Source organism: Novosphingobium barchaimii LL02 (assembly GCF_001046635.1).
Lineage (GTDB): Bacteria > Pseudomonadota > Alphaproteobacteria > Sphingomonadales > Sphingomonadaceae > Novosphingobium > Novosphingobium barchaimii.
This window is the reverse complement of record NZ_KQ130452.1, coordinates 478,388-500,146: the sequence shown is the minus strand read 5'-3', so window position 1 is coordinate 500,146 and position 21,759 is coordinate 478,388. Positions and strand designations below refer to the sequence as shown.

General features: G+C 64.5%; 24 protein-coding genes. 11 read left to right on the top strand and 13 right to left on the bottom strand.

The features are described 5' to 3' along the window. Positions 1–31 precede the first annotated feature (31 nt). From V474_RS02595 to V474_RS02585, 3 genes are all read left to right on the top strand, one after another. Positions 32–442: a hypothetical protein gene (locus V474_RS02595; protein ID WP_059149984.1), complete on the top strand. Its 411-nt coding sequence runs from the start codon at positions 32–34 to the stop codon at positions 440–442. A gap of 206 nt (positions 443–648) precedes the next feature. Continuing rightward, positions 649–1,176 (top strand): nuclear transport factor 2 family protein, encoded by a 528-nt coding sequence (locus V474_RS02590; protein WP_059149983.1) that lies wholly within the window; start codon positions 649–651, stop codon positions 1,174–1,176. A 123-nt stretch (positions 1,177–1,299) separates the two neighbouring features. Beyond that, the gene (locus tag V474_RS02585; protein WP_059149982.1) at positions 1,300–2,367 is read left to right on the top strand and encodes an ABC transporter substrate-binding protein; all 1,068 of its coding nucleotides are present in this window, start codon (positions 1,300–1,302) and stop codon (positions 2,365–2,367) included. A gap of 51 nt (positions 2,368–2,418) precedes the next feature. Here V474_RS02585 and V474_RS02580 read toward each other — a convergent pair whose 3' ends face one another. From V474_RS02580 to V474_RS02565, 4 genes are all read right to left on the bottom strand, one after another. Beyond that, positions 2,419–3,222 carry an SDR family NAD(P)-dependent oxidoreductase gene (locus tag V474_RS02580; protein ID WP_059149981.1) on the bottom strand — a complete coding sequence of 268 codons (804 nt, stop codon included), beginning with the start codon at positions 3,220–3,222 and terminating at the stop codon, positions 2,419–2,421. Between the two features lie 118 nt (positions 3,223–3,340). After that, positions 3,341–4,588: an MBL fold metallo-hydrolase gene (locus V474_RS02575; protein ID WP_059149980.1), complete on the bottom strand. Its 1,248-nt coding sequence runs from the start codon at positions 4,586–4,588 to the stop codon at positions 3,341–3,343. Between the two features lies 1 nt (position 4,589). Beyond that, a complete protein-coding gene (locus V474_RS02570) occupies positions 4,590–5,603 on the bottom strand; it encodes a zinc-dependent alcohol dehydrogenase (protein WP_059149979.1) in 1,014 nt (337 codons plus the stop codon). 37 nt (positions 5,604–5,640) lie between these two features. Beyond that, a complete protein-coding gene (locus V474_RS02565; RefSeq protein ID WP_059149978.1) occupies positions 5,641–6,432 on the bottom strand; it encodes an SDR family NAD(P)-dependent oxidoreductase in 792 nt (263 codons plus the stop codon). Between the two features lie 165 nt (positions 6,433–6,597). On the opposite strand from V474_RS02565, the gene V474_RS02560 reads away from it, so the two are divergent. The 3 genes from V474_RS02560 (at position 6,598) to V474_RS02550 (ending at position 9,265) form a co-directional block, all read left to right on the top strand. Beyond that, on the top strand, positions 6,598–7,470 hold the full coding sequence (locus V474_RS02560; protein ID WP_082699572.1) for a helix-turn-helix transcriptional regulator: 873 nt from the start codon (positions 6,598–6,600) through the stop codon (positions 7,468–7,470). A gap of 139 nt (positions 7,471–7,609) precedes the next feature. Continuing rightward, on the top strand, positions 7,610–8,788 hold the full coding sequence (locus V474_RS02555; protein WP_059149977.1) for a sulfotransferase family protein: 1,179 nt from the start codon (positions 7,610–7,612) through the stop codon (positions 8,786–8,788). Continuing rightward, entirely contained in the window at positions 8,789–9,265 is a 477-nt protein-coding gene (locus tag V474_RS02550; RefSeq protein WP_059149976.1) for a VOC family protein, read from the top strand. It abuts the gene before it with no gap. A 285-nt stretch (positions 9,266–9,550) separates the two neighbouring features. Here V474_RS02550 and cofD read toward each other — a convergent pair whose 3' ends face one another. Together cofD and cofE are read right to left on the bottom strand one after the other, a co-directional pair. Continuing rightward, positions 9,551–10,504 (bottom strand): 2-phospho-L-lactate transferase, encoded by a 954-nt coding sequence (gene cofD, locus V474_RS02545; RefSeq protein ID WP_059149975.1) that lies wholly within the window; start codon positions 10,502–10,504, stop codon positions 9,551–9,553. Beyond that, on the bottom strand, positions 10,501–11,286 hold the full coding sequence (cofE, locus tag V474_RS02540; RefSeq protein ID WP_082699571.1) for a coenzyme F420-0:L-glutamate ligase: 786 nt from the start codon (positions 11,284–11,286) through the stop codon (positions 10,501–10,503). The genes cofD and cofE overlap by 4 nt, the downstream gene beginning before the upstream one ends. An 83-nt stretch (positions 11,287–11,369) precedes the next feature. On the opposite strand from cofE, the gene V474_RS02535 reads away from it, so the two are divergent. Both V474_RS02535 and cofC read left to right on the top strand, forming a co-directional pair. Continuing rightward, positions 11,370–11,627 carry an NAD(P)-binding domain-containing protein gene (locus V474_RS02535; RefSeq protein WP_059149974.1) on the top strand — a complete coding sequence of 86 codons (258 nt, stop codon included), beginning with the start codon at positions 11,370–11,372 and terminating at the stop codon, positions 11,625–11,627. Next, positions 11,624–12,232, top strand: coding sequence for a 2-phospho-L-lactate guanylyltransferase (gene cofC / locus V474_RS02530; protein ID WP_236710519.1), 609 nt, complete (start codon positions 11,624–11,626; stop codon positions 12,230–12,232). The genes V474_RS02535 and cofC overlap by 4 nt, the downstream gene beginning before the upstream one ends. Before the next feature lie 275 nt (positions 12,233–12,507). On the opposite strand, the gene thiE is transcribed toward cofC, so the two are convergent. Further along, complete coding sequence (gene thiE, locus V474_RS02520; RefSeq protein WP_059149971.1) at positions 12,508–13,146, bottom strand: thiamine phosphate synthase; 639 nt, start codon at positions 13,144–13,146, stop codon at positions 12,508–12,510. Between the two features lie 184 nt (positions 13,147–13,330). On the opposite strand from thiE, the gene V474_RS02515 reads away from it, so the two are divergent. Then, entirely contained in the window at positions 13,331–13,891 is a 561-nt protein-coding gene (locus V474_RS02515; protein WP_236710517.1) for a hypothetical protein, read from the top strand. A 62-nt stretch (positions 13,892–13,953) separates the two neighbouring features. Here the strand turns inward: V474_RS02515 and V474_RS02510 are convergent, their stop codons facing one another. From V474_RS02510 to tkt, 6 genes are all read right to left on the bottom strand, one after another. Continuing rightward, entirely contained in the window at positions 13,954–14,865 is a 912-nt protein-coding gene (locus tag V474_RS02510; RefSeq protein WP_059149970.1) for a fructose bisphosphate aldolase, read from the bottom strand. Positions 14,866–14,953: 88 nt separating this feature from the next. After that, a complete protein-coding gene (locus V474_RS02505) occupies positions 14,954–16,045 on the bottom strand; it encodes an acyltransferase family protein (RefSeq protein WP_059149969.1) in 1,092 nt (363 codons plus the stop codon). Between the two features lie 107 nt (positions 16,046–16,152). After that, positions 16,153–17,352, bottom strand: a complete 1,200-nt coding sequence (locus tag V474_RS02500; protein WP_059149968.1) for a phosphoglycerate kinase — start codon at positions 17,350–17,352, stop codon at positions 16,153–16,155. After that, on the bottom strand, positions 17,349–17,780 hold the full coding sequence (locus tag V474_RS02495) for an MOSC domain-containing protein (RefSeq protein WP_082699570.1): 432 nt from the start codon (positions 17,778–17,780) through the stop codon (positions 17,349–17,351). Before V474_RS02495 ends, V474_RS02500 begins: the two co-directional genes overlap by 4 nt. A 60-nt stretch (positions 17,781–17,840) precedes the next feature. Continuing rightward, positions 17,841–18,848 (bottom strand): type I glyceraldehyde-3-phosphate dehydrogenase, encoded by a 1,008-nt coding sequence (gene gap / locus V474_RS02490; protein ID WP_059149966.1) that lies wholly within the window; start codon positions 18,846–18,848, stop codon positions 17,841–17,843. A gap of 15 nt (positions 18,849–18,863) precedes the next feature. After that, positions 18,864–20,852 (bottom strand): transketolase, encoded by a 1,989-nt coding sequence (tkt, locus tag V474_RS02485; protein ID WP_059149965.1) that lies wholly within the window; start codon positions 20,850–20,852, stop codon positions 18,864–18,866. 259 nt (positions 20,853–21,111) lie between these two features. Between tkt and V474_RS02480 the strand changes: the two genes are divergently transcribed. Then, entirely contained in the window at positions 21,112–21,303 is a 192-nt protein-coding gene (locus tag V474_RS02480; protein WP_059149964.1) for a hypothetical protein, read from the top strand. A gap of 1 nt (position 21,304) precedes the next feature. Next, positions 21,305–21,613 (top strand): cell division protein ZapA, encoded by a 309-nt coding sequence (locus V474_RS02475; protein ID WP_059149963.1) that lies wholly within the window; start codon positions 21,305–21,307, stop codon positions 21,611–21,613. The last annotated feature ends 146 nt before the right edge of the window (positions 21,614–21,759 follow it).

Below are 21,759 nucleotides of genomic sequence, written 5' to 3'. Positions count from 1 at the left end.
AATTGCTTCGCGCCGATGCTAGCCAATCGCCATGATGCGCATCGCCAGCCGGACTCCGCTCGCCCTTCCCTCAGGTCTCGTCGCCGCAGCGCTGCTGCTTGCGAGCAGCGGATGCGCCGCCAGTGCGCCGCCGCCGCCGCCGGTTCCGGGCGGCCCGATCTCGACCCTGCCGATCGGCACGTACACCTGCGAACTGCCGGGGGACGCCGGCGGCGCCCCGGGCAAGCTGGTACCGGAATATGAATTCCGCATCGTCAATTCCTCCAGCTACAAGGCCGGCGGCATTCGCGGCAGCTACCTCTTCGTCGGCGATCGGGTGACGATGACCGGCGGCAAGCACAAGGGCCTGAAGCTGCACCGCATTTCCTCCAACTTCCTACGCCAGGTGAAGGACGACGGTAGGGACGGCGAGATGCGCTGCGTCCTTTCCGCGCACAACTGACGCGCTGATCGCGGGGGCGGTTTGCCCCCGCACGCGCCGTGACATAGGTCAACGGCTGGACATAAGGCCGGACCATGCCTTGAATTTTCAACTGGGCGGCAATGTTGCGATCGTCACCAGCGGCTCCGCCACTGCGCTGACTGGGGAGCGGGTGTACCCCTTCGGCGGCGGCGCGCGGCTCCGAGCATAGGGAAAGAACCACGAGAATGGCCATCTCCGAACCGGCCCTTCAGGCACTGATCGACAAGGATGCGATCCGCGAGCTGGTACTGCTCTATTCCCGCGCGATCGACCGGCAGGACATTGCCCTGCTGCGCGACCTGTACACCGAGGACGCGACCGACAGCCACGGCGACAGCTTCGATGGGCCGGCGCCGGAATACTGCGACTTCATCGCGCGGGCATTTCCGTACATCCCCTACTCGGGACACCACGTATGCAACCACCTGATCGCGGTGGACGGCAACGAGGCCAGCGGCGAGGTCTATGGGCTTGCCTACCACCTCATCCCCGCGCGCGACGGCCCTGGCGAGGAAGACTTCATGGCGGTGCGCTACATCGACAATTACCGCCGATGCCCGGATAGCCGCTGGCGGTTTTCCAAACGCGTCGTGACATACGACTTCAAACTGCGCCGCCCGTTCGAAGGTGGCGGCCTGCTGGGCCTTGGCGAACGTGATCCCAGCTATGCACTTTGCACGCAGACGCTGTTCGCCAGGGGGCCGCGCGGCTGACCTCCATCGCCCGGCGCGTTTCACGCAGCCGCCGTGCATCCTTTTGCCTGCTGGCTCATTGCTAGGCGCGGGCGCGGTATGCGGCGGCAATCGTGCGCGCCGGAGGCCGCCCGGAGGACATTCATGCCAGAAAGCGTAAAAGTCGGCGTTCTCAACGATATGGCCGACTTCTCCGATCTGGACGATAATACCCCGATTCCGGGCGATGTCACCGGCTGGCTGGAGCGCGAAATCGCGGTCCTGCGCGATGCGGGGCGCTTCCCCGCCGAAGTGGAGTTCATCCACGCCTATGGCCTGGGCCTACCCTCGGGCACGGCGGAGGCGGTGGAGACCGCCTATCGCCAGCTGGCCGACGCGGGCGTCAGCCTGATTGTGGGGCCGGCCATCGGCGACAATGCCCTTGTGGCTACGCCGCTGGCCGAACAGTTGCGCATCCCCACCATCAACTGGGCCGGGGCCGAGCGTGCGCGGGGCCGCTACATGTTCCATCATCAGGTCGGCAGCCATGAAGACGAATCACTGGTCATCGCGCGGCACATGGCGATGCTGGGCTGCCGCCGTCTCGCGATAGCCTACGACATCTCGCCGATCGGCACGCGGCACCTCAAGTATCTCGAAAGCGAAGCGCGCATTCTCGGCATAGAGATCGTCGCGAAGGAGGGCATGTCCCCCCTGGCCGACGATGCCGCCGCGCTGGTCGACGCTCTGCTGGAAGGCGCGCCGGACGGCGTGGTCTACCTCGGCCTTGGCGTCTCCGCGCCGGCGGTGGCAAAGGCGCTCTCGGCCTGTGCTTGGCCAGGGCCGAACATCATGAATACCGCTGGCCTGCGCGGGTATCACGGTACGTTCGCGCACGACTGCGACGGCTGGTTCTACATCGACATGCATTCGGACACGAACACCACCCTGCAGGCGCAGATGTCTCAGCTTGGCGCACCGCGCCAGCAGGCACTTGCCGTCGCCAAAGGCCATGACCTTGGCCGCCTCGTCGCCGAGGGGCTCGCCCGCGCTACCGACCTGTCGCGCGAAGGTGTGCGCATCGGTCTGGAACAAGTGAAGTGGCTCCCCGCCGCCGAAGGCTGCGAAGGCACCCTGCTCGGCTTCGGCATTCAGGATCGCGGGGCGCTGCATGGGCGCTATCTCGTGGTGCGCCAGTGGCTGGACGGCGAGACGCGCGAAGTGACGGCCTGAGTATTCTGATCATGGCGCCGTGCCGGATCGAGTGCCAGAACAGCGCTATCCTTACATCGAAGGCGCATAGCCGCCGTTGAGCGGATAGGTCTGCCCCGTGATCCATCCCGCCGCGTCCGAGCACAGGAAAGCCACCAGTCCAGCGACATCGGCGGACTTGCCGTAACGGCGAATGGTATAATGCGCCAACTGCGCCTTGGCGTGATCGCTGGCCATCACTTCGGCCAGCTTCTCCTCGGGCATGTCAGGCATCAGCGAGGACAGCGACACCGCGTTCGAGGTTACATTATAGCGCCCCAATTCCTTGGCGATCGAGCGCACAAAGCCCTGCGCGCCCGCCTTGGCCGAGGCGTAGACCGCCAGCTTCGGCTCGCCCACGCGGCCGGAATCCGACACGATGGTGACGATCCGCCCGCGCCTGGCCGCGACCATGTTCGGGATCAAGGCGAAGCAGGCATTGTAGACGCCGTATAGATTGGTGCGCAGGTAACGGTCCCAGGCGGCCGGATCTTCTTCCCAGAAGTTCAGCGCCCGACGCAGCGAACCGCCCGGCCCGGCCATGCCCGCGTTGTTCACCAGGATCGTCGCGGCCCCCAGCTTGTCCGTGATCGCCGCGTTCGCCGCCTTGATCGCATCGAGATCGCCCACGTCGAACGGCACCGCCAGCGCGGGAACGCCAGTCGCCCGGATTTCCTCGGCCACCGCCTCGGCCCGCTCGGGCACGAAGTCGTTGACGGCAATGCCCCCGGCATTGTGCCGCGCCAGTTCGAGCGCGATACCGCGCCCCGCGTTCTGTCCCGCGCCGGTGACGACGGCGACCTGCCCGCCAAGGTCCAGAATATCGGGCGTGCTCATTCAATCCGCTCCCATTCGTATCGTTGCACCGACTATAGATGGCACTCACAACCCGATGGGAGCCTCAGCGGGTTGTTTGCCGAACCATCCCCCAGACGATGTCCGCGGCGGGGCACATTCATTCCGCCAGCTTTGCCTCCATGGCGGCGATCTCGGAACGCAGCCACATCGTCTCCGAGAGGTTCTTGCCCCCGCTGGCCGCAAGCAGCGCTTCATGCGCGGCCTTGCGGACCTTGAGCGCCTCCGCGTTGTCCGGCTCCGCATTGAGGGCGATGTCGGTCAGGTGAACCGCCTCCAGCGCCGCGCCGCCGTCCAGCTTTGCCTGCGCGCGCTGGGCCAGTTTCGCCGCGCCGCCCGCCAGCTCGGCGAGGTCGGCATCGACGCTGCTGCGCGGCACGCCGTAAAGCGCCGTGGTGCCGTCCTCGTAGTGCAGCCAGCCCGCATATTCGCGCCAGATGGACTTGACCGCCCAGCTGCCCTTGCCGTGGAATTCGCCGATCTGCAGCCCTTCCGGCCACGCGAATTCGCGCATCAGGGTGTGCACGTCCTTGCCCGCCTTCATGCCTTCCAGCGTAAAGTCGCGCACATGGCTGACGGCGGCGTGCAGCTTGTCGAGGTCGGCGCGGATGCGCTCCTTGCCCCGGATCGCCTCGCCGTGGCCGGTAACGACGATCTCGGCTCCGAGCGCACGCACCATCTCCAGCGACTTCAGGTAATTGCGCACCAGTCGCGGCTTGTCGCCGCGCAGGGTGTTGAGAAACGGCATCGAAAGCCACACCGGCCCGAAGACATTGCCGGTAAAGGCGATTTTCTCCTTCGGCATCCACACGGTAAGCGCATCGACCGTTTCGCCTTCAGGGGTGGAGATCAGCTCGAAGGTACGATCCCCCACCTCCACCGTCAGGCGGCGCTCGACGAGGATATCCGGCTCGACATGCGGCGGCGCCTTGGGCGCGGAGCCGCGCTTCAGGGTGGAACCCCAGAGCTTCCTGCTCCTGGGCCCGAAGAACGATTGCAGCCCGTTCATGTCCGCCAGCGCTTCGTTGAAGCCGGGACCGCCGATGACCTGCGTGCCCTCTTCCACGAATTCGGGCAGGCCGCCGTAATGATCGGCGTGGCTTTGCGTGATTATCACGAAGGCCAGCGGCCCCTTGCGGTGCGGGGCCAGCAGTCGCCGTGTACGCTCGGCGTTATCCATGAAGCCGGTGTTGATCATCACGTCGCCCTCGCCGGTGGTGACGAGATAGGCGTTGGAGATGTCGTTGGCCTGGAAGATGAAATCGGTGACGGCAATAGCCTCCGCCTGCTCGTCTCCCGAACGGACGAGGTCGGCCAGCTTCGGGGCGGATTCCCTGGTTGCGTTCATGTCAGGCTTCCTCGAACTGTATCATGACTTTCGCCGACTGCGGCGTGGCGGCGATTTCCAGCCCGTGCAGCACTTCGCCGAATGGCAGCTTGTGGCTTATCATGGCCGCGATCTGGTCCTTGAGGCGCGGCATCGCAGCGATCACCTCGGGCATTTCGGTGGGATAGCCGACCGCCGTGGTGATGGTCATCTCGCTGGTCAGCATGCGGCCGACCGGAAATTCGATGGGCTTCATGTAGGCCGCCGTTATCACCAGCCGGGCGTGGAACTTGGCCATCATGATGACCTGCGCCAGGATGTGCGGCGCGCCTGCCGCATCGATGAAGGCGTCGGTGCCCACGCCCACGCGGTTGAAGCTGGGCACTTCCCCGTGCAGCCTCGCCAGTTCCGCGCGCAGGTCCACCTTGCTCGGGTCCAGCGCGGCCTGGACGCCGATGGCGCGGGCACGTTCCAGCCGCTCCTCCGAGAGGTCCAGCGCCACCACCTCGTCCACGCCGCGGTCCTTCAGCCAAAGCAACATGCCAAGGCCGATCGGACCGCAGCCGAACACCACCACCTTGTCGCCCGGCTTTACTTCTGCGCGGTTGACGCCGTGCATGGCGACGGCCAGCGGCTCGCACATCGCCGCTACGTCGAAATCGACGCCTTCCGGGATCGGCAGGATTGATGTGCCAAGCTGCGCCTCGCGCACCAGCAGTTCCTCGGTAAAGGCGCCTTCCGGCCCGCCCGAGCCGATGTTGCTGGGCGTCATCATCGGATTGACGATCACCGCATCGCCCACGGCAATGCCGCTGACGCCAGAGCCGACCTGAAGCACTTCGCCCGCGCCTTCATGGCCCAGCGCGGTCTGCCCGCCCGGCTCGGCGGGCATTCCGCCCATCTTGATATAGGACAGGTCGCTGCCGCAGATGCCGACCGACTTCATGCGCACGACCACGTCGTTGGGACCTGCCTCGGGCCGTTCATATGTATCGAGGCGGACGTCGCCGACACCGTGAATGTTCAGCCGCTTCATCGCTTCTCTCCTCTCACGTTCTGGTCAATCGGGGCGATTACGGCCGCACCATGTAGCCACCGTCGATCGCAATCGTTTCGCCCGTCATGAAACTGCTGGCGTCCGAGCACAGGTAGGCACCGATGCCCTCGAAATCGGCCGGGCGGCCGGTGCGCTTCATCGGGATCGTCGGCGCGAAGTGCTGGGCCACGGCATCGGCGCGGGGCCCCTGGCCCATCATCGGCGTCATGACCAGCCCCGGGGCGACCACGTTCGCGCGGATGCCCAGCGGCGCGAGTTCGACCGCCAAACAGCGGATCGCCGCCGCCACCGCCGCCTTGGACGAGGCATACTCCATCTTCCCCGGCAGTCCCTGGAACAGCGAGAGCGAACCGCAGGCGACAAGCGAGCCGCCGGTTTGGTCGCCCGCTTCCACGCGCTCCTTCATCAGCCGAGCGCCTTCGCGCAGGGTGAAGAACGCGCCGTGCAGCGCCGTCTTCTGAAATTCGTACCAATGCTCCGTCGGCATATCGAAAACCGAGTTGTAGCGCGGAGACGCCCCCGAATTGGCGAAAACGCAGTCTACCCGGCCAAAATCCGCGATGACCTGAACGAAGCCCGCCACGATGTTCGCTTCCTCGGAAACGTCCACCTGATAGGCGATCACCCGCCCCGCGCCCGCAGCTTCAAGCTCCGCCTTCGCATTCGCGCTTTTCTCGGCGTTGCGAGCCCAGATCGCCACGTCGCCGCCCATTTTGGCGACGCCCATGGCAAACCCGAAGCCGATGCCGCCATTGCCTCCGGTCACTACCGTCACTTTGCCCGTGCAGTCGAAAAGGCCTGTCGCCATCAAATTATCCCTCGATCCCAGTCGCGCGGCTTTGTCGCCGGGCTTTCGTGGCCGCGATGTTCCGCGTCGGCAGCTTGTCCGGCAAGCGCGGGGGGCATAGAGTTCCGGCCCTAAGATGGCGTCCGGGACACATTCACCGGGCGCGCGCCGAGGGAGGCTGGAGGCATGATCGCAACAGAGGCTGTGCGCCCGACGATGTGTATCGACGCGCATCTCGAAACGGAGGGCGTGCGCGCCGAGATCGTGCGCTTCGACATCCCCGAACCGACCGACAGCCGCCATGCCGTGGGCAAGGGCTACCACGTCAACATGTGCCTCACCCCCCGCCCGCTCCAATCGCGCGGAGGCTATCGCCGCCGCTGGGGCCCGCACCGGCTGGAACGGCTGGGCGACATCTTCGTGCTGCCCCCTGGTGAGGAACTGTTCGTCAAGGGCGGCAGCGGACGGCAGGCCTCGCTGATCTGCACCATTGGTGCCGGACTGGTTCACGAACTGGTCGGGCGCGAACTGACCTGGGACGATCCGCACCTTGCCGCCGCGCTCGATATCTCCAGCGCGCAAATGCGGGCGCTGCTGTTTCGCATCACCGCCGAAGTGCGCCACCCCGGCCTTGCGGCACACAGGATGCTGGGATTCCTGGGGTGCGAACTGGCCATCGAACTTGGCCGTCACTGCATCGAAGTGGCGGAGCGACCGGTGACGGGCGGCCTTTCCGGCTGGCGCCTGCGGCTGATCGACGAGCGCCTTGCCGACGATGTCAGCGCGCCGGGGCTGGAGGAACTGGCGGCGCTCTGCGCGCTGTCCGTCCGCCAGTTGACGCGGGGTTTCAGGGTCAGCCGCGCCTGCTCGATCGGCGACTATGTCGAACAGCGCCGCATGGAAGCCGCCAAGCGCCTGCTGATGCAAGGCGAAAGCGTGAAAACCATCGCCTTTTCGATGGGCTTCGCCTCACCCTCCAGCTTCACTTTCGCGTTTCGCCGCTCGGTAGGGGCCAGCCCCAGCAGCTTTCGCCAGCGGCAAGGGCGGGTGCTGGCGTGATGGCGTCGGGTCTTGACCCGAACTCTACATAACGTCCCGATCTGGCGGGCCATGTGCATTGCCAAGCCTTGGCTCCGGCGCGCTATCCTTGGCCCATGAACGGCTGCCCAAGCGGCCGCGCCGGGAAGAGGACAACCACATGGCAAGCACCGTAACCGAGCAACTCGTGGCCGATGCGCTCATCGAACAGGCGATGGCCGAAACCGGCATCGACGCCTTCGACAGCGATACCTATCGCGAGGGGCTGGACGCCTTCACCGCCTCTTTCAACGAAGGCATCGCCAAAGGCTGGATGAGCGAAGGCGGCATCGCCCGCGCGCGAAACGACACGCTCCACTACCTGCGCGGCCGCCTGAAGGTATCGCAGTACCTTCGCGACAATCCCGAAGTGCTGAACCGCCCGGTTGAGCGGCCCGTCTTCGTCATGGGCGTGCCGCGCACAGGCACCACGCTGATGTCGAACCTGCTGGCCGCCGACCCTGCGCGCCGCTCGCCGCTGACGTGGGAGATCGACGATCCCGTGCCGCCGGTCGCCTCCGACGCGCTGCTTACCACCGATCCGCGCGCAGTGGACCGCCTGGCGCAGGAGAAGGCCGCGCTGGAAGCCAATCCCGGGATGGCCAAGTATTATCGCGGCTCGGCCGTCTATCCCAACGAATGCGTGTTCTTCATGGCCCACGATTTCAAGACGCTGATGATCGAGTCCAAGGGCAAGCTGCCCGCCTACAAGGACTTCCTCTTCTCGTGCGACATGACCAGCGCCTATGACTACCACAAGAAATTCCTGCAGGTGTTGCAACACCACACCGGCGGCGTCTGGAACGTCAAGAAACCCAGCCATGCGCTGTGGCTTGAGACCATCTTCAAGGTCTATCCCGACGCCCGTGTGATCTGGACCCACCGCGATCCCTTCACCGCCACCGGCTCGCTGTGCTCGATCATCTCGCTGAGCCATCAGGCGCACATGGGCCGCATCGACGCCGAATGGCTCAAGGCGGACTACCCCTGGCAGGCAGCCGAACACGCCAACCGCATCATGGATTTCCGCGACAAGTTCGGCGAGGACAAGATCATCGACGTCCACTACTCCGATCTCGTGGCAGACCCGGTAGGCGCGACGAAGAAGGTCTATGCCCGGCTGGGCGACGAATGGACCGCAGGCGCCGAAGCCGGGGTGCAGAAGTGGGTGGACGACAATCCGCAGGACAAGTTCGGCCGCCACGAATACAAGCTGGCCCAGTACGGCCTGACCAAGGCGGAGCTGGAACCGATGTTCGAGCGCTACCTCTCCCGCTACGACATCGCGCGGGAGGGCTGAATGCTCGAAGGCATCCATTACCAGAACGCCTACATTTGCGACAATATCGAGGCGGGGATAGACCTGCTGCGGGGCCGCGGCATGACGAAGGAGCCGGTGATCATCCCCGTCGACCAGACGGTGCTGACTGCTTCCGGCCCGAAGCGGCAGAAGGGCCGGATCTGCTTCATCTGGATCGGCGAACTGCAGTACGAACTGATCGAAAACGAGATCGACGAAGTGGGCATCTACGCCAACTGCCTCTCCAACGGCGGCCCCTTGCGCTTCCATCACATCTGCTTCCGCGTCCCCGACTGGGAGGAATTCCGCTCCCGCGTCGATGCCCAGGATTTCCCCATAGCGATGGAGCGCGACGTTACCCGAGAGCCGGAGGGCGGGCTGAAGTTCCTGTACCTCGATGCCCGCAAGGTGTTCGGGCACTACATCGAATATACCTGGATGCCCGAACCGATGTGGCAGAATATCCGTGCGATGTGACGGGATATACCCGAAAATAAGCCCATCTTCTGCAACCACATCTTTGCAAAGCGTTGTCCTCTGCCACAGGTTGCTGCCCACGCTTTGCTGCGCATTTCCGCCAATTGGCCATGCGAAAAGCCCCCCCCCCCCGCAGCACGGCGCGGCGAATCGCGGAGGGGGCAGCCAGCCGTCTTGGGCGATGAAGCGCGGGTAGACCGTCGGCCGCTCGACAAGCGGCATTCCCACGCGGGCGCAATATCAGCACCTCCTCCTCGGTGTAGGGCGCCTCAAGCCGTGGGATGGCTATCCTGTTTTTATACGGGCTGCGGTCAGTGCTACGCGCGCAAGCCGCTCCCGATCCTCGGCCCCGCGCATGATTGTTGGCGTCACGGTGACGCAAAGGCCCCGCGCTCGCAAGCCTCCCTCATCGGCGCCGTCGCCCGCATCGATCACCAGATGGTCGAGAAGATCACCGTAGTGATCGGCGATTGAAGCATTGCTGACCGGCTTGCCAAGCTCTCCCAGCAGCTTGGCAAGCGGCCCCTTGAGCGAGGTTCCACCGACCAGTGGCGACACTGCGACCAGCGGCACCCGCCGCTGCGCCAAAGCCACTCGCACTCCGTCCACGCTAAGGATCGGATCGACGCTGAGGTACGGATTCGAGGGGCAAATAATGATCGCGCCAAGGTCTTCGCGCGCCAGCGCTTCTGCAAAGGCGGGAGACGGCGCCGCCCCCGGCGCGCCGACGAAACGCACCCCTGTGGCGACCGGTCGGCACTGCTCGGCCACGAAGTAGCGTTGGAAGTCGAGCCACCCTTCGGCGGTGCCGACCTGCGTGCGCAAAGGCGCGTCGCTCATGGGAACTACCGCTTGCGTGATACCGAGGTTGCGCGTCAGACGGGCCGTAACCTGCGAAAGCGTTTCGCCCTCGCGCAGCCGCCATGAACGGGCGATGTGCATACCCATGTCGCGGTCGCCAAGGTTGAACCAGTCCGCCTCGCCAAGGCCGCGCAGCATGGCCATCGTCTGCCACGTTTCATCCTGTACGCCCCAGCCGCGCACGGTGTCGTTGAGACCCGCAAGCGCATAAGTGACAGAATCGATGTCCGGACAGATCGTCAGACCCAGATGCTCGAAATCATCGCCGGTGTTGACCACAATCGTGAGGTCTTCGGGGCTGAGCACCGCCGCGAGACCTGCTGCCAGCTTGGCGCCCCCAACCCCGCCCGAAAGCGCCAGAACGTGCTTTTTATTCATCGAAACATATCCTGTTCGATCGGCCGCAGCCCCGAGGCCGCGCCGGGCCCGTCTTCCTCGCAGGTCCACCGCGCCGCTCCGCGCACCAGAGCGACGGGGGTGCCTTCATCGCCCTCGCCCATCGCCAGCGCCGCCATTGCGGCAACCGAGTCAGCCACCGCGATCACCGTCGCCTGCAAGGCGCGGCCATAGAGGTCCACCGCTCTACCCCGCCGGTCCTCCAGCACGGTAAGCCCCGCGCAGCCGATCGCGGTACCCACCGTGCCGATCCGCCATGCCCGGCCCATGGAATCCGCGATGACGACGGCCACCTGCACGCCGGTGGCTTCCTGCAATTCGCAGCGGATCGCCCGCGCCGAGGCATCGGGATCGACCGGCCAGAGCAGCACCGTCCCGGCGTCTCCTCCTTCGACATTGCTGGCGTCGATCCCGGCATTGGCGAGGACATGCCCCGTTTTGTGCCGCGCGATGATCGCGGCGGGGTGCGGACGCATGATCTCGGCGCTCTCATCCAGGATCGCCTGCGCCATGGCCGCCTCCCGCCCGGTACGCGCGGCTAGATCCCGCGCCGCCGAGCCCAGTGCCAAAGCGGCAAGATTTACGGTGCGCCCTTCGCTCTTGGAGACGATCTTCTGCGCAATCACGCAAATATCGCCGCTGCGCAAGCCGTCCCCCGATGCCGACAGAGCACTGCAAATAGCTTGCGCAATGGACTGCCCAGCAGCGAACATGGGTAATCCGGCCAGCGGCCGCACGGTAAGTTCTGGAATTGCGGTATTCATCGTGTTCTCCTAAACCGCACCTTACGTCCGCCGCTGGCAACGACAATCACAGGGTTCGAAAATTCGCGGGGGAGATAGTCGACATGGCAACAATCGCAATGATCGACGGCGCAGGCGCACTCGGCAGGGGCCTCCCCGGAAGCCTGGTAACCGCCGGACACGACATTACTATCGGCTCCCGCTTGGCCAAGAAGACGCAGGTTACGGCGTTTCACCATGGCTCCGCACCGGACGATGTGGTGGCGGCTGAGGCACTGGCCTCTATCCTCATCAATATGAACGAGGCCGACAGCGCCGACATCCGCTTCATCAGTCTTACCGAGGCATCCGCGACCTCGTGAACGCCTTGTCAGCCACAATCTGGGCACTGATCCCTGTCAAGGCGCGAGGACAAGGCAAGACTCGCCTCGCAGGTCAGTTGTGCGCGGAGCAACGCGACAAGCTGGTCGAGGCGATGTTCGAACATGTGGTGCAGGTAGCGAATGAGACGGTCGAGCGCACTGTAGTCGTAGGGCCGCAGCGTTCGGGCGTGAGCGTAAACCTCGATCGGATCGAGGAGCCGGGCGGCGGGCTGAATGCAGCACTGGGTCACGCCCTAACGGTTATAGCGCGAAAGCCCGATGCGCCCTCACGGTTGATCGTGATCGCCGCCGACCTGCCCTGCATCACGCCAAATGACATCGCGCGGCTCGCAGAGCTTCCACTTGGCATCGTCGGCATCGCCCCCGACCGGCACGGAAGCGGCACCAATGCGCTTTCGCTCCCCTTGCCCCAGGCGGCAGGCTTCCGCTTCCATTACGGCACCGACAGCGCCTCACTACACCGTAATGCCGCGCAATCGCTGGGCCTCAGCGCAGTGACGATCATCACTGATGGCCTTGCGAAAGACATAGACGAGCCATTTGATCTCGCTGACGCTGCGCATTTATTCAGCTTCATGACCTGAGGCTGGCGGATGCCGAGAACGGGACCTGGCATCCCTTCTTCATGGCAAAGGCGGTCACTGATACCGCCCGCACCCCCAAGCTCGAAGGCGGCGAGGCCATTCCGACTGCCGGCGCCAATAAGGACGGACACTGCGCCAAAGCAGGCCGCGAAGTGCCGCCCAGGGTCATCGCCTCCTTGACGTCTTCGGTGAATACAGGCCGGGTTAGGACCGCGATCCGGAACCGGTGATCTGCCGCGCCAGTTCGGGATGGAGCCGTCACCGAGCCCCGAAACTCAGAACTCGCCCGCGATCGCTGCGTTGAAGGCGCGCACGGAGGCTTCTTCGTCGCCGTTCCACACCGCGCCTGACACGGCGAGAAAATCCGCGCCCGCACGCACCAGCGGCACGCAGTTTTCAGGCGTGATCCCACCGATGGCAACGCAGGGAATCTCGAAGATGCCCTGCCACCATTCCAGCAGATCCAGCCCGGCGGTATGTTTGGTTTCCTTTGTCGTGGTCGGGTAGAATGCCCCAAATGCCACGTAGTCGGCCCCGGCATCACCGGCTTCCATAGCGAAGTGGCGGCTGTCGTGGCAGGTCACACCGATCTGCGCATCGCGCCCCAGTGCGCCCCGAGCTTCCTCGATCGAATCGTCGTCCTGGCCTAGATGCACCCCATCAGCGCCAAGTCGCTTGGCAAGAGCGACCGAATCGTTGGCGATGAAGGCCACGTCGCGGTCGGCGCAGATGCGGCGCAGCGGCTCGCCCAGACGCGCGGCTTCGTGCTGGTCCACGTTCTTGACGCGAAACTGGAATGCCGCGACCGGCCCGGCATCGAGCGCGCGGGCAAGCCGGTCGGCAAAGGCCCCGCCGACATCGAGCGGCGAGATCAGGTAAAGCTGCGTAGGTTCGCGAGGGATTTCATCGGTCATCTGCGCGCTCTAGCGTTGCATAGCCCCTGCGCCAAGCGTTCTGGCGACATCGCCACTTGGCAACCATACGTGTTCGGGAACCATTCAGGCGCGATCGTGTTGCTTGGCCGCCATGAAAACCCGCGCCCCGAACTTTCGCTCTTCCCGGTCAGGTAACTTTCCGGCGCGTCTGAAGTCTCCGGCCATGCTCCGCTCCGTGGTCACCGCTGCCATCTTCGCCATCGCGCTTGCAGGCTGCACCGTGATCCCCGCCGCCGACCCCTCGCGGATGCCCAAGGCTTATCCGCAGGCAGCGCCGGCAAGCTATCCCCAAAACGGGCCAGGCAATTATCCCGAGCCCGTGCCGATGGCCCAGCCTTTGGCGCCAACCCCGGCTCAACCGCCCTCGCAGCCCTATCCGTCCGAATTGCCGGCTGCCGAAACCGGCGCCCCGCTGACCTTCGCCGCGTTAGGCCAGACTGTGACGGTGGACGGCCCACGCGTGACTCCACTGGCTGTACTGGAAGACAGCCGTTGCCCGATGAACGCGCGCTGCGTCTGGGGCGGACAGCTTCGCTTGCGCCTGCGGATCGACAGCGGGCGCGGCGGCGAGATCGAAATCACTTCGGGCAAGCCGATCACCATAGCCGACGGCACTCTCGAACTTGTCCAGGTAAGGCCAGACAAGGTTGCCGGCGCGGCAAACAACGGCGCGATCAGATCTTCCGATTACCGCTTCGGTTTCCGCTTCATGGGCGGTTACTGAAACCCAAAGAAAAGGCGGCGCCCCCCGGCACCGCCTTTTCCTTTTTCAGACCGATGCGAAGATCAGACGGCGGCTGCCGCTTGCGCCTTCTGGGTCGAGCCAGCGTAGATCGCGTCGATGGCTTCACCAAGCGAAGCGTTGAACTCGGCATCGCTCATCTGCGAGCGCAGGTCCGACAGCAGCGCGCGGCTGAAGCTGGCGATGATGCCCTTGTTCTTCGCCAGTTCCACGCAGGCCTCAGGGCGCGCAAAACCGCCCGACAGCGCGACGACGCGCAGCACCTTCGGATGCTCGACCAGTGCATCGAACGTGCCCGGCACCACCGGCAGCGAGAGCTTGAGCATGACCGTCTTGCCCTCGGGCAGCGCGTCCAGGTTCTTCAGGATTTCATCGCGCAGGATCGTGTCGCACTCGGCGCGCGTGTCGCTCTTGATGTTCACTTCCGGCTCGATGATCGGCATCATCTCGTGGCTGAGCACCTGCAGGCCGATCTCGAACTGCTGCTTGACCACGGCAGCGATACCAGCCTGATTGGCCGAATTGATGACCGAACGCTCCTTGGTGCCGAACACGCCCAGCTTCTTCGAACGCGAAAGCAGTCCGTCGAGGGTGGGGTTGGGCTTCATAAGCTGACAGCCATCAACTTCGTCCTCAAGACCCTTGTCGATCTTGATGAAAGGCACGATGCCCTTGGCGAGCAGCGCCTGCGGGGTCGGTACGCCGTCGACGAGACCGTCCATGGTCCGCTCGAACAGGATGGCACCGATGACCTTTTCACCGGTGAAGACGGGCGATGAAATGATCCGCGCGCGCATTTCGTGGATCAGGCCGAACATCTCCTCCTCGTTCGACCATGCACCTTCCTGAATCCCGTAACCCGCGAGGGCCTTGGGGGTGGAACCGCCACTTTGGTCAAGCGCGGCGATAAATCCGTCGCCGTCTGCCATCTTGGCGGTCATGTCTGAATACTGCATGGTTTCTCCTCCTGAGTTGTTCAGCACTTGAATTCTAGCCTACGCTGCGACCCCTTATTTCGCAACTGCGGCACGGGTTTATGGGGGTTTAGTTCGTCGCGGCGCTCCCCTTCAGCGACGGAGCGCGGCTCGCTCTTTCGCGCAGCATGGCGCCGATCTTCCGGCGCATCGGCGCATCGACCCAGCGCACCCCAGCCCAGCCCAGCGCCACGCAGCACGCAAGGTAGACCACCCCCATCAGCACCGGGTCGTAGCCAAGATCATCCTTGAAGTAGCGCAGCGGCTCCATCAGCGCCCAGTGGACCGCGTAAACCGCGTAGGACACCTCACCCAAAAACCAGGCAATCGGCGCCAAGACGCGGGGCGGCTCACAGCGCGCGCCGAGCCAGACCAGCAGCGGCGAGACGACGATGCTGCAGGCAAGGTCGTAATACGCATCGGGAACCGCGCCGATATCGAGCATCAGCATCGCCGCGATCGCAGCGAGACAGGCGAGGCCCATCCACCCGGCGGGGCGGAATTCCGGGATCGGGAAGCGCGCCAGCAGCACGCCGGCAGTGAACGACATGGTCGTGCGCACCATAGAGATGCCAAGCTGGTGCCACACCGCGCCGAGGTTGCCCCCGTCGTTCTTCAGTACCGCCAGCGCAAACCACCACGCCGCCGCCATCGTCAGCGCCAGCAGTCCGATCCGGGGCAGCCGGAACAGCAGCAGCACAAGGCCCAGGTTCGCCACCAGTTCGAAGAACAGCGACCATGCCGGCACGTTGAGCGGGAACAGCGTGTTCGTCACCGGCGAGGGCAGCATCAGCAGGTTGAACGGCAGCGCCTGCGCCATCATCTCGTAGCTGTAGAAATTGCCCTGCCCGGTGAAATGGTTCGAAATCGCGGAAAACGTGGTGACGACGATGCCAACGAAGAACAGAGGATAGAGCCGGATCACCCGCTGCTTCATGAAAGCCCAGGTCGTCAGCCCCGCCTGCCACCGCGGCAAGTAGGTCTTGCACAGCACAAAGCCCGACAGCGCAAAGAAAAAGTCCACCGCGACATAGCCGTGCGGGGCCTGCGAAATGTTGTAGTGGAACAGCGCCACGGCGAGCGCGGCGATCCCGCGCATCCCGTCAAGCGTGATATGCCGCCCTTGCCAGGGCGCGGTGCCCGCATGGTCAGACTGGGTCATGCGGGCACATACTGAGGTCTTTCTCGCCTTCTCTTCGTGCCATTCGCACAGGTCTCAAACCAACAACTTGTCATTCCCGCGTAGGCGGGAATGACGAAGCAAGCCAATCAGGCTGAAAGTACTGCCACGCCGGGCAGTTCCTTGCCTTCCATCCATTCGAGGAAGGCGCCGCCTGCTGTTGAGATATAGGTGAAGTCCTGAGCCGCACCCGCGTGGTTGAGCGCCGCGACGGTATCGCCGCCGCCAGCAACCGAAACCAGCGACCCCTCAGCCGTCAGCGCCGCAGCGGTCTTGGCCAGCGCCACGGTGGCGGCATCGAAAGGCGCCATCTCGAAGGCGCCGAGCGGGCCATTCCACACCAGGGTGCGGCAGTTCTTGAGCACGTCGCCAAGCGTTTCAGCAGCGGCAGGGCCGGCGTCGAGAATCATCTCGTCAGCTTCGACTTCATGCACGTTGCAGGTGCGCAGTGACGGCGGGTTCGCCGCGAATTCCTTCGAGACGACCACATCGTACGGAAGGTGCACAGTGCAACCCGAGGCATCAGCCGTGGCTAGGATTTCGTTGGCGGTATCCGTCAGGTCGTGCTCGCAAAGCGACTTGCCCACGTCCACGCCCTTGGCGGCGAGGAAGGTGTTGGCCATGCCACCGCCGATGATGAGGTGATCGACCATAGTGACGAGGTGCTTGAGCACTTCGAGCTTGGAGGAAACCTTGGCGCCGCCGACAACGGCCGCAACAGGCTTCTCGGGATTGCCTAGCGCCTTGTCGAGCGCTTCGAGTTCCGCCTGCATCGAACGGCCGGCATACGCGGGCAGCACGCGGGCAAGGCCCTCGGTAGTGGCGTGGGCACGGTGGGCGGCGGAGAACGCATCGTTGACGTAGAAGTCGGCGTTGGCGGCGATCGCCTGAGCCAGTTCGGGGTCGTTCTTTTCCTCGCCCTTCCAGAAGCGCGTGTTTTCGAGGATGGCGATGTCGCCGGCACGCAGGATGCCTACCGACTGTGCAACCACCGGCCCGGTAATCTCGGGCACGAACATCACTTCCTTGCCAAGCACCTTCTCGACCGCACCAACCACCATCGACAGCGACATGGTGGACGAGCGTTCGCCCTTGGGGCGCCCGAAGTGCGCGAGCAGCAGAACCTTGGCGCCCTTGCCCGACAGTTCGAGGATCGTAGGCAGCGCGGCGCGGATGCGGGTGTCGTCGGTAACGGCGCCGTCTTGCATAGGCAGGTTGAGGTCGACGCGCACAAGCGCGACCTTGCCATTTACGTCACCAAGATCGTCCAGGGTCTTGAAAGCGCTCATCTCTCGATCCTTATCTCGTCGCCCACGGCGATCTCGCCGTCATCCAGCACGGTGCCCAGTACGCCGCCCCGCCAGTCCGGCAGAAGCGCATGCTTGAGGCCCTGTGCCACTTCCTCCATGCGGCTGCACGGATCGCATTCCATCGTGACTTCGATGCGCAGAGTGCGGCCGATCGCCAGGACATAGCCGGTTTCCCGCGGGCACCGCAGTCCCTCGACCAACAGGTTCGCCCGCCGCGCATGCCACGCCGGCTCATCGAACCCGAACAGCCCCCCGCAAATCTCCAGGTCACCCAGCGCCGCGCGCCAGCTTTCGATCTCCATCAGGGAAATCTGCCGGCGCGGCTTCTTGCCCGGACGCACCGCGCCGCGAAAGTCTCCCTGGACTCCCGCGGCGGCAGTTACGGCGACGGACCGCAATTCCTCCATCGGCGCTCGGGGCCTTGCCCGTCGCGCGATGCCGATAAGGCGACCCGTCCCCATCAAGTCTTAGAGCAGACCGCCCATTACGCCGGCCGTGTCGACCATGCGGTTGGAGAAGCCCCACTCGTTGTCGTACCACGAAAGCACGCGCACCAGCTTGCCTTCGAGGACCGAAGTCTCAAGGCTGTCGATGGTCGAGGAGTGCGCGTCATGGTTGAAGTCGATCGAAACCAGCGGTTCGTCCGTGTACCCGAGAACGCCCTTCAGTTCGCCTTCGGCAGCGGCCTTCAGAAGCGAGTTCACTTCCTCGAGCGTGGTGTCGCGGCTCGGCACGAACGTCAGGTCAACGACCGAGACGTTCGGGGTCGGAACGCGGATCGACGAACCGTCGAGCTTGCCGGCCAGGTCCGGGAGCACGAGGCCTACGGCAACGGCGGCGCCGGTGCTGGTCGGGATCATGTTCATCGCTGCCGCGCGCGAACGGCGCGGGTCGGAGTGGATCTGATCGAGGATCTTCTGGTCGTTGGTATACGAGTGGATCGTCGTCATCAGGCCGCGCTCGATGCCGATGGCTTCGTGCAGGACCTTGGCGAAGGGGGCCAGGCAGTTGGTCGTGCACGACGCATTCGAGACGACCAGGTGGTCGGCGGTCAGCTTGTCGTGGTTCACGCCGTAAACGACGGTGAGATCCGCGCCCTTTGCAGGAGCCGAGATCAGCACGCGCTTGGCGCCTGCTTCGATGTGCTTCGAAGCGCTTGCCTTGTCGGCGAAGAAGCCGGTGCATTCCAGCGCGATGTCGATGCCATTGGCGGCATGCGGCAGGTTCGCGGGATCGCGTTCCGCGGTCACCTTGATACGCTTGCCGTTGACGATCAGGTCGTCGCCGTCAACGTCGACGGTGCCCGCAAACGCACCGTGGACGCTGTCGCGCTTGAACAGGAGAGCGTTGGCCTTGGCGCTGGCGAGATCGTTGATCGACACCAGTTCGAGGTCATGGTCGGTACGCTCGAGAATGGCGCGGGCGACATTGCGCCCGATACGTCCGAAACCGTTGATCGCAACCTTGATCGCCATAATCCTAATCTCCTCTTAGGTGCTGAGCTTTTCCAGAATCTTGGGCACGATGGCTTCGGCGGTGAAGCCAAAGCGCTCGAACAGAACCTTGGCGGGTGCGGACGCGCCGAAGCGGTCCAGGCCAATGTTCAGGCCGCCATTGCGGCTGAAGGCAGTGTAGCGTTCCCAGCCCTGCGTGATGCCCGCCTCGATCGAGACGCGCAGAACGGAGGGATCGTTGGGCAGGACTTCGCGCTGATAGGCTTCGTCCTGGGCCGCGAACAATTCCATGCAAGGCATCGAGACGACATCGGCGCCGATGCCCTGTGCATGCAGTTCGCCCTGAACCTTGACCGCCAGTTCGACTTCCGAGCCGGTCGCGATGAGGATGACCTTGCGGTCTCCTTCGGCGCTGCGCAGCGTGTAGGCACCGCGCGCCGACAGCATATCGCCCGAAGTGCGAAGCTGCGGCAGGTTCTGGCGGGTCAGCGCGAGAACCGAAGGCGTTTCCCTGGATTCCAGGGCGATGGTCCAGCACTCTGCGGTTTCCACGGCATCTGCCGGGCGGAACACGTAGAGGTTGGGGATCAGGCGCATCGACATCACATGCTCGACCGGCTGGTGGGTCGGGCCGTCTTCGCCAAGGCCGATGCTGTCATGGGTCAGCACATAGATCGCGCGGGTCTGCTGCAGCGCCGAGAGACGGATCGCATTGCGGCAGTAGTCCGAGAAGATCAGGAAGGTGCCGCCGTAAGGGATCACGCCGCCGTGCAGTGCCATGCCGTTCATCGCGGCAGCCATGCCGAATTCGCGGATGCCGTAATAGACGTAGCGGCCCGCATAGTCGGTCGGCGTGAACGGGTCCTGGCACTTGGCCTTGGTGTTGTTCGAACCGGTGAGATCGGCCGAACCGCCGACCATTTCCGGGATCGCCGGCGCCAGCACGTTGAGCCAGTTTTCCGAAGCCTTGCGGGTGGCGACGTTGGAATCGCCGGCAACCCATTCGGCCAGCGCGGCGCGGATGCCGTCCATTTCGGGCAGTTCGCCAGTCATGCGGCGGGTAAATTCGGCGGCTTGGTCGTTCACTGCGAGACGCGCTTCCCAGTCGGCCCGGACGGCTGTGCCGCGCTTGCCAATCAGGTGCCAGTCACCGGCGATCTCGGCGGGGATTTCAAACGGAGCGGAAGTCCAGCCAAGGTATTCGCGCGCAGCCTCGATCTCGGCGGTGCCCAGCGGCGAGCCGTGGACGTCGTGGCCGCCCTGCTTGTTAGGCGCGCCCTTGCCGATCAGCGTGCGGCAGGAAACGAGGCTCGGCTTGTCCGAGGCGGCGGCTTCGGCCAGCGCGCGCTCGATATCGGCGAAATCGTGGCCGTCACAGTCGAACACGTCCCAGCCCGAAGCGCGGTAGCGGGCGGCAATGTCTTCGGTGGTCGACAGCGAGGTGTCGCCGTCGATGGTGATCTTGTTGTTGTCCCACAAAACCTTGAGACGGCCCAGCTTCAGCGTACCGGCGAGGCCGATAGCTTCGTGGTTGATGCCTTCCATCAGGCAGCCGTCGCCGGCAATCACCCAGGTGTTGTGATCAACCAGATCGTCGCCAAACGTGGCGTTGAGGTGCCGCTCTGCCATCGCCATGCCGACGGCCATCGCCACACCCTGGCCCAGCGGGCCAGTGGTGCATTCCACGCCTTCGATCAGGAAGTTCTCAGGGTGACCGGCACAGACCGAACCCATCTGGCGGAAGTTGCGGATATCATCCAGCGTGGGGCTGGCATAGCCGGTGAGGTGCAGCAGCGAGTAGATAAGCATCGAGCCGTGACCGGCCGACAGCACGAAGCGGTCGCGGTCCGCCCACTTGGGGGCAGCCGGATCGAACTTGAGGAACTTCGCGAACAACACGGTGGCGACGTCGGCCATGCCCATCGGCATACCCGGGTGGCCGCTGTTGGCAGCCTGGACCGCATCCATCGACAGTGCCCTGATGGCGTTGGCCATCGGCGCGAGACGGTCGGAAGAAAGGGTCATGGATCTGCTCCGGGTAGGCGAAGTTTATGGGACGATTCGTAACTTGCGATCCCCTTTAGGGAGAGGCGGCGGCGCGTCAAGTTTACCGCCCCAATTCCAAAGGGCCTGGGCCAATTCCACCCCCTCCCCGCATAATAAACGCATGTCATGGTCGGCCTGTCGCATGTCAGGCACCAATCGAGCCGATGCAAGTGACAAGATTGTGAACAACACCGCGCAAGTGCTTGCCAGTTGACCACTATGCGACCAGCGAGACTGCATGAACGAGGCTCCTGCCCTGCTGGCGCTCGACCGGATCGAGCAAGCACTGGCGCGTATCGAGAGCGCCGCACACCACATCAAGGCCGGTGAGGACGCGGACCTACGCCGCCGTCACAACGATCTGAAGGCCTGCGTCGCCCAGTCGCTGGCCGGGCTTGACGACCTGCTCGCAAGTAAAGGCACCCGGTAACATGGGTAACGTCACCCTATCGATCGGCGGCCGCAGTTTCACACTGGCCTGCGCGGACGGCGAGGAAACGCATGTCACCCGCCTGGGCCGCTTGATCGACGACAAGGCGGCGGCCTCCGGCGCCGAGGGGCAGACCGAGACGCGGATGCTGCTTTTCGCCGCATTGATGATGGCCGACGAACTCGACGAACTGCGAAAGCGCCCAAAAACGGCCGAAATCTCGCCCGATTTCACCGAAAGGCTCGGCAGGATCGCATCGCATGTCGAAAATCTTGCATCCCTCCTTGAGAGTGACGCCGCGAGCGCCTAGATAGGTGCGTGACGGGATCTGCCCGGCACGTGCCGTTCGAACATCCCTGAGGCTATAAGCAAATCCTTTGGGGGCTGTCCCTGCCCGGATCCTGGTCCGATGCACATGGTTCCCACCTGACGTCAAACGCGTCAGAGGATTTCTAG

What these genes read in the sequence shown, in the direction of transcription:
- V474_RS02580 (WP_059149981.1), bottom strand. Translation starts at nt 3,222, where the DNA reads ATGAGCACGCCCGATATTCTGGACCTTGGCGGGCAGGTCGCCGTCGTC.
- V474_RS02495 (WP_082699570.1), bottom strand. Translation starts at nt 17,780, where the DNA reads ATGGAGGAATTGCGGTCCGTCGCCGTAACTGCCGCCGCGGGAGTCCAG.
- V474_RS02570 (WP_059149979.1), bottom strand. Translation starts at nt 5,603, where the DNA reads ATGAAGCGGCTGAACATTCACGGTGTCGGCGACGTCCGCCTCGATACA.
- cofD (WP_059149975.1), bottom strand. Translation starts at nt 10,504, where the DNA reads ATGAATAAAAAGCACGTTCTGGCGCTTTCGGGCGGGGTTGGGGGCGCC.
- V474_RS02500 (WP_059149968.1), bottom strand. Translation starts at nt 17,352, where the DNA reads ATGAGCGCTTTCAAGACCCTGGACGATCTTGGTGACGTAAATGGCAAG.
- V474_RS02585 (WP_059149982.1), top strand. Translation starts at nt 1,300, where the DNA reads ATGCCAGAAAGCGTAAAAGTCGGCGTTCTCAACGATATGGCCGACTTC.
- V474_RS02475 (WP_059149963.1), top strand. Translation starts at nt 21,305, where the DNA reads ATGGGTAACGTCACCCTATCGATCGGCGGCCGCAGTTTCACACTGGCC.
- V474_RS02595 (WP_059149984.1), top strand. Translation starts at nt 32, where the DNA reads ATGATGCGCATCGCCAGCCGGACTCCGCTCGCCCTTCCCTCAGGTCTC.
- V474_RS02565 (WP_059149978.1), bottom strand. Translation starts at nt 6,432, where the DNA reads ATGGCGACAGGCCTTTTCGACTGCACGGGCAAAGTGACGGTAGTGACC.
- thiE (WP_059149971.1), bottom strand. Translation starts at nt 13,146, where the DNA reads ATGACCGATGAAATCCCTCGCGAACCTACGCAGCTTTACCTGATCTCG.
- V474_RS02555 (WP_059149977.1), top strand. Translation starts at nt 7,610, where the DNA reads ATGGCAAGCACCGTAACCGAGCAACTCGTGGCCGATGCGCTCATCGAA.
- V474_RS02480 (WP_059149964.1), top strand. Translation starts at nt 21,112, where the DNA reads ATGAACGAGGCTCCTGCCCTGCTGGCGCTCGACCGGATCGAGCAAGCA.
- V474_RS02575 (WP_059149980.1), bottom strand. Translation starts at nt 4,588, where the DNA reads ATGAACGCAACCAGGGAATCCGCCCCGAAGCTGGCCGACCTCGTCCGT.
- V474_RS02505 (WP_059149969.1), bottom strand. Translation starts at nt 16,045, where the DNA reads ATGACCCAGTCTGACCATGCGGGCACCGCGCCCTGGCAAGGGCGGCAT.
- V474_RS02515 (WP_236710517.1), top strand. Translation starts at nt 13,331, where the DNA reads ATGCTCCGCTCCGTGGTCACCGCTGCCATCTTCGCCATCGCGCTTGCA.
- V474_RS02560 (WP_082699572.1), top strand. Translation starts at nt 6,598, where the DNA reads ATGATCGCAACAGAGGCTGTGCGCCCGACGATGTGTATCGACGCGCAT.
- V474_RS02590 (WP_059149983.1), top strand. Translation starts at nt 649, where the DNA reads ATGGCCATCTCCGAACCGGCCCTTCAGGCACTGATCGACAAGGATGCG.
- V474_RS02550 (WP_059149976.1), top strand. Translation starts at nt 8,789, where the DNA reads ATGCTCGAAGGCATCCATTACCAGAACGCCTACATTTGCGACAATATC.
- V474_RS02510 (WP_059149970.1), bottom strand. Translation starts at nt 14,865, where the DNA reads ATGCAGTATTCAGACATGACCGCCAAGATGGCAGACGGCGACGGATTT.
- gap (WP_059149966.1), bottom strand. Translation starts at nt 18,848, where the DNA reads ATGGCGATCAAGGTTGCGATCAACGGTTTCGGACGTATCGGGCGCAAT.
- cofE (WP_082699571.1), bottom strand. Translation starts at nt 11,286, where the DNA reads ATGAATACCGCAATTCCAGAACTTACCGTGCGGCCGCTGGCCGGATTA.
- tkt (WP_059149965.1), bottom strand. Translation starts at nt 20,852, where the DNA reads ATGACCCTTTCTTCCGACCGTCTCGCGCCGATGGCCAACGCCATCAGG.
- V474_RS02535 (WP_059149974.1), top strand. Translation starts at nt 11,370, where the DNA reads ATGGCAACAATCGCAATGATCGACGGCGCAGGCGCACTCGGCAGGGGC.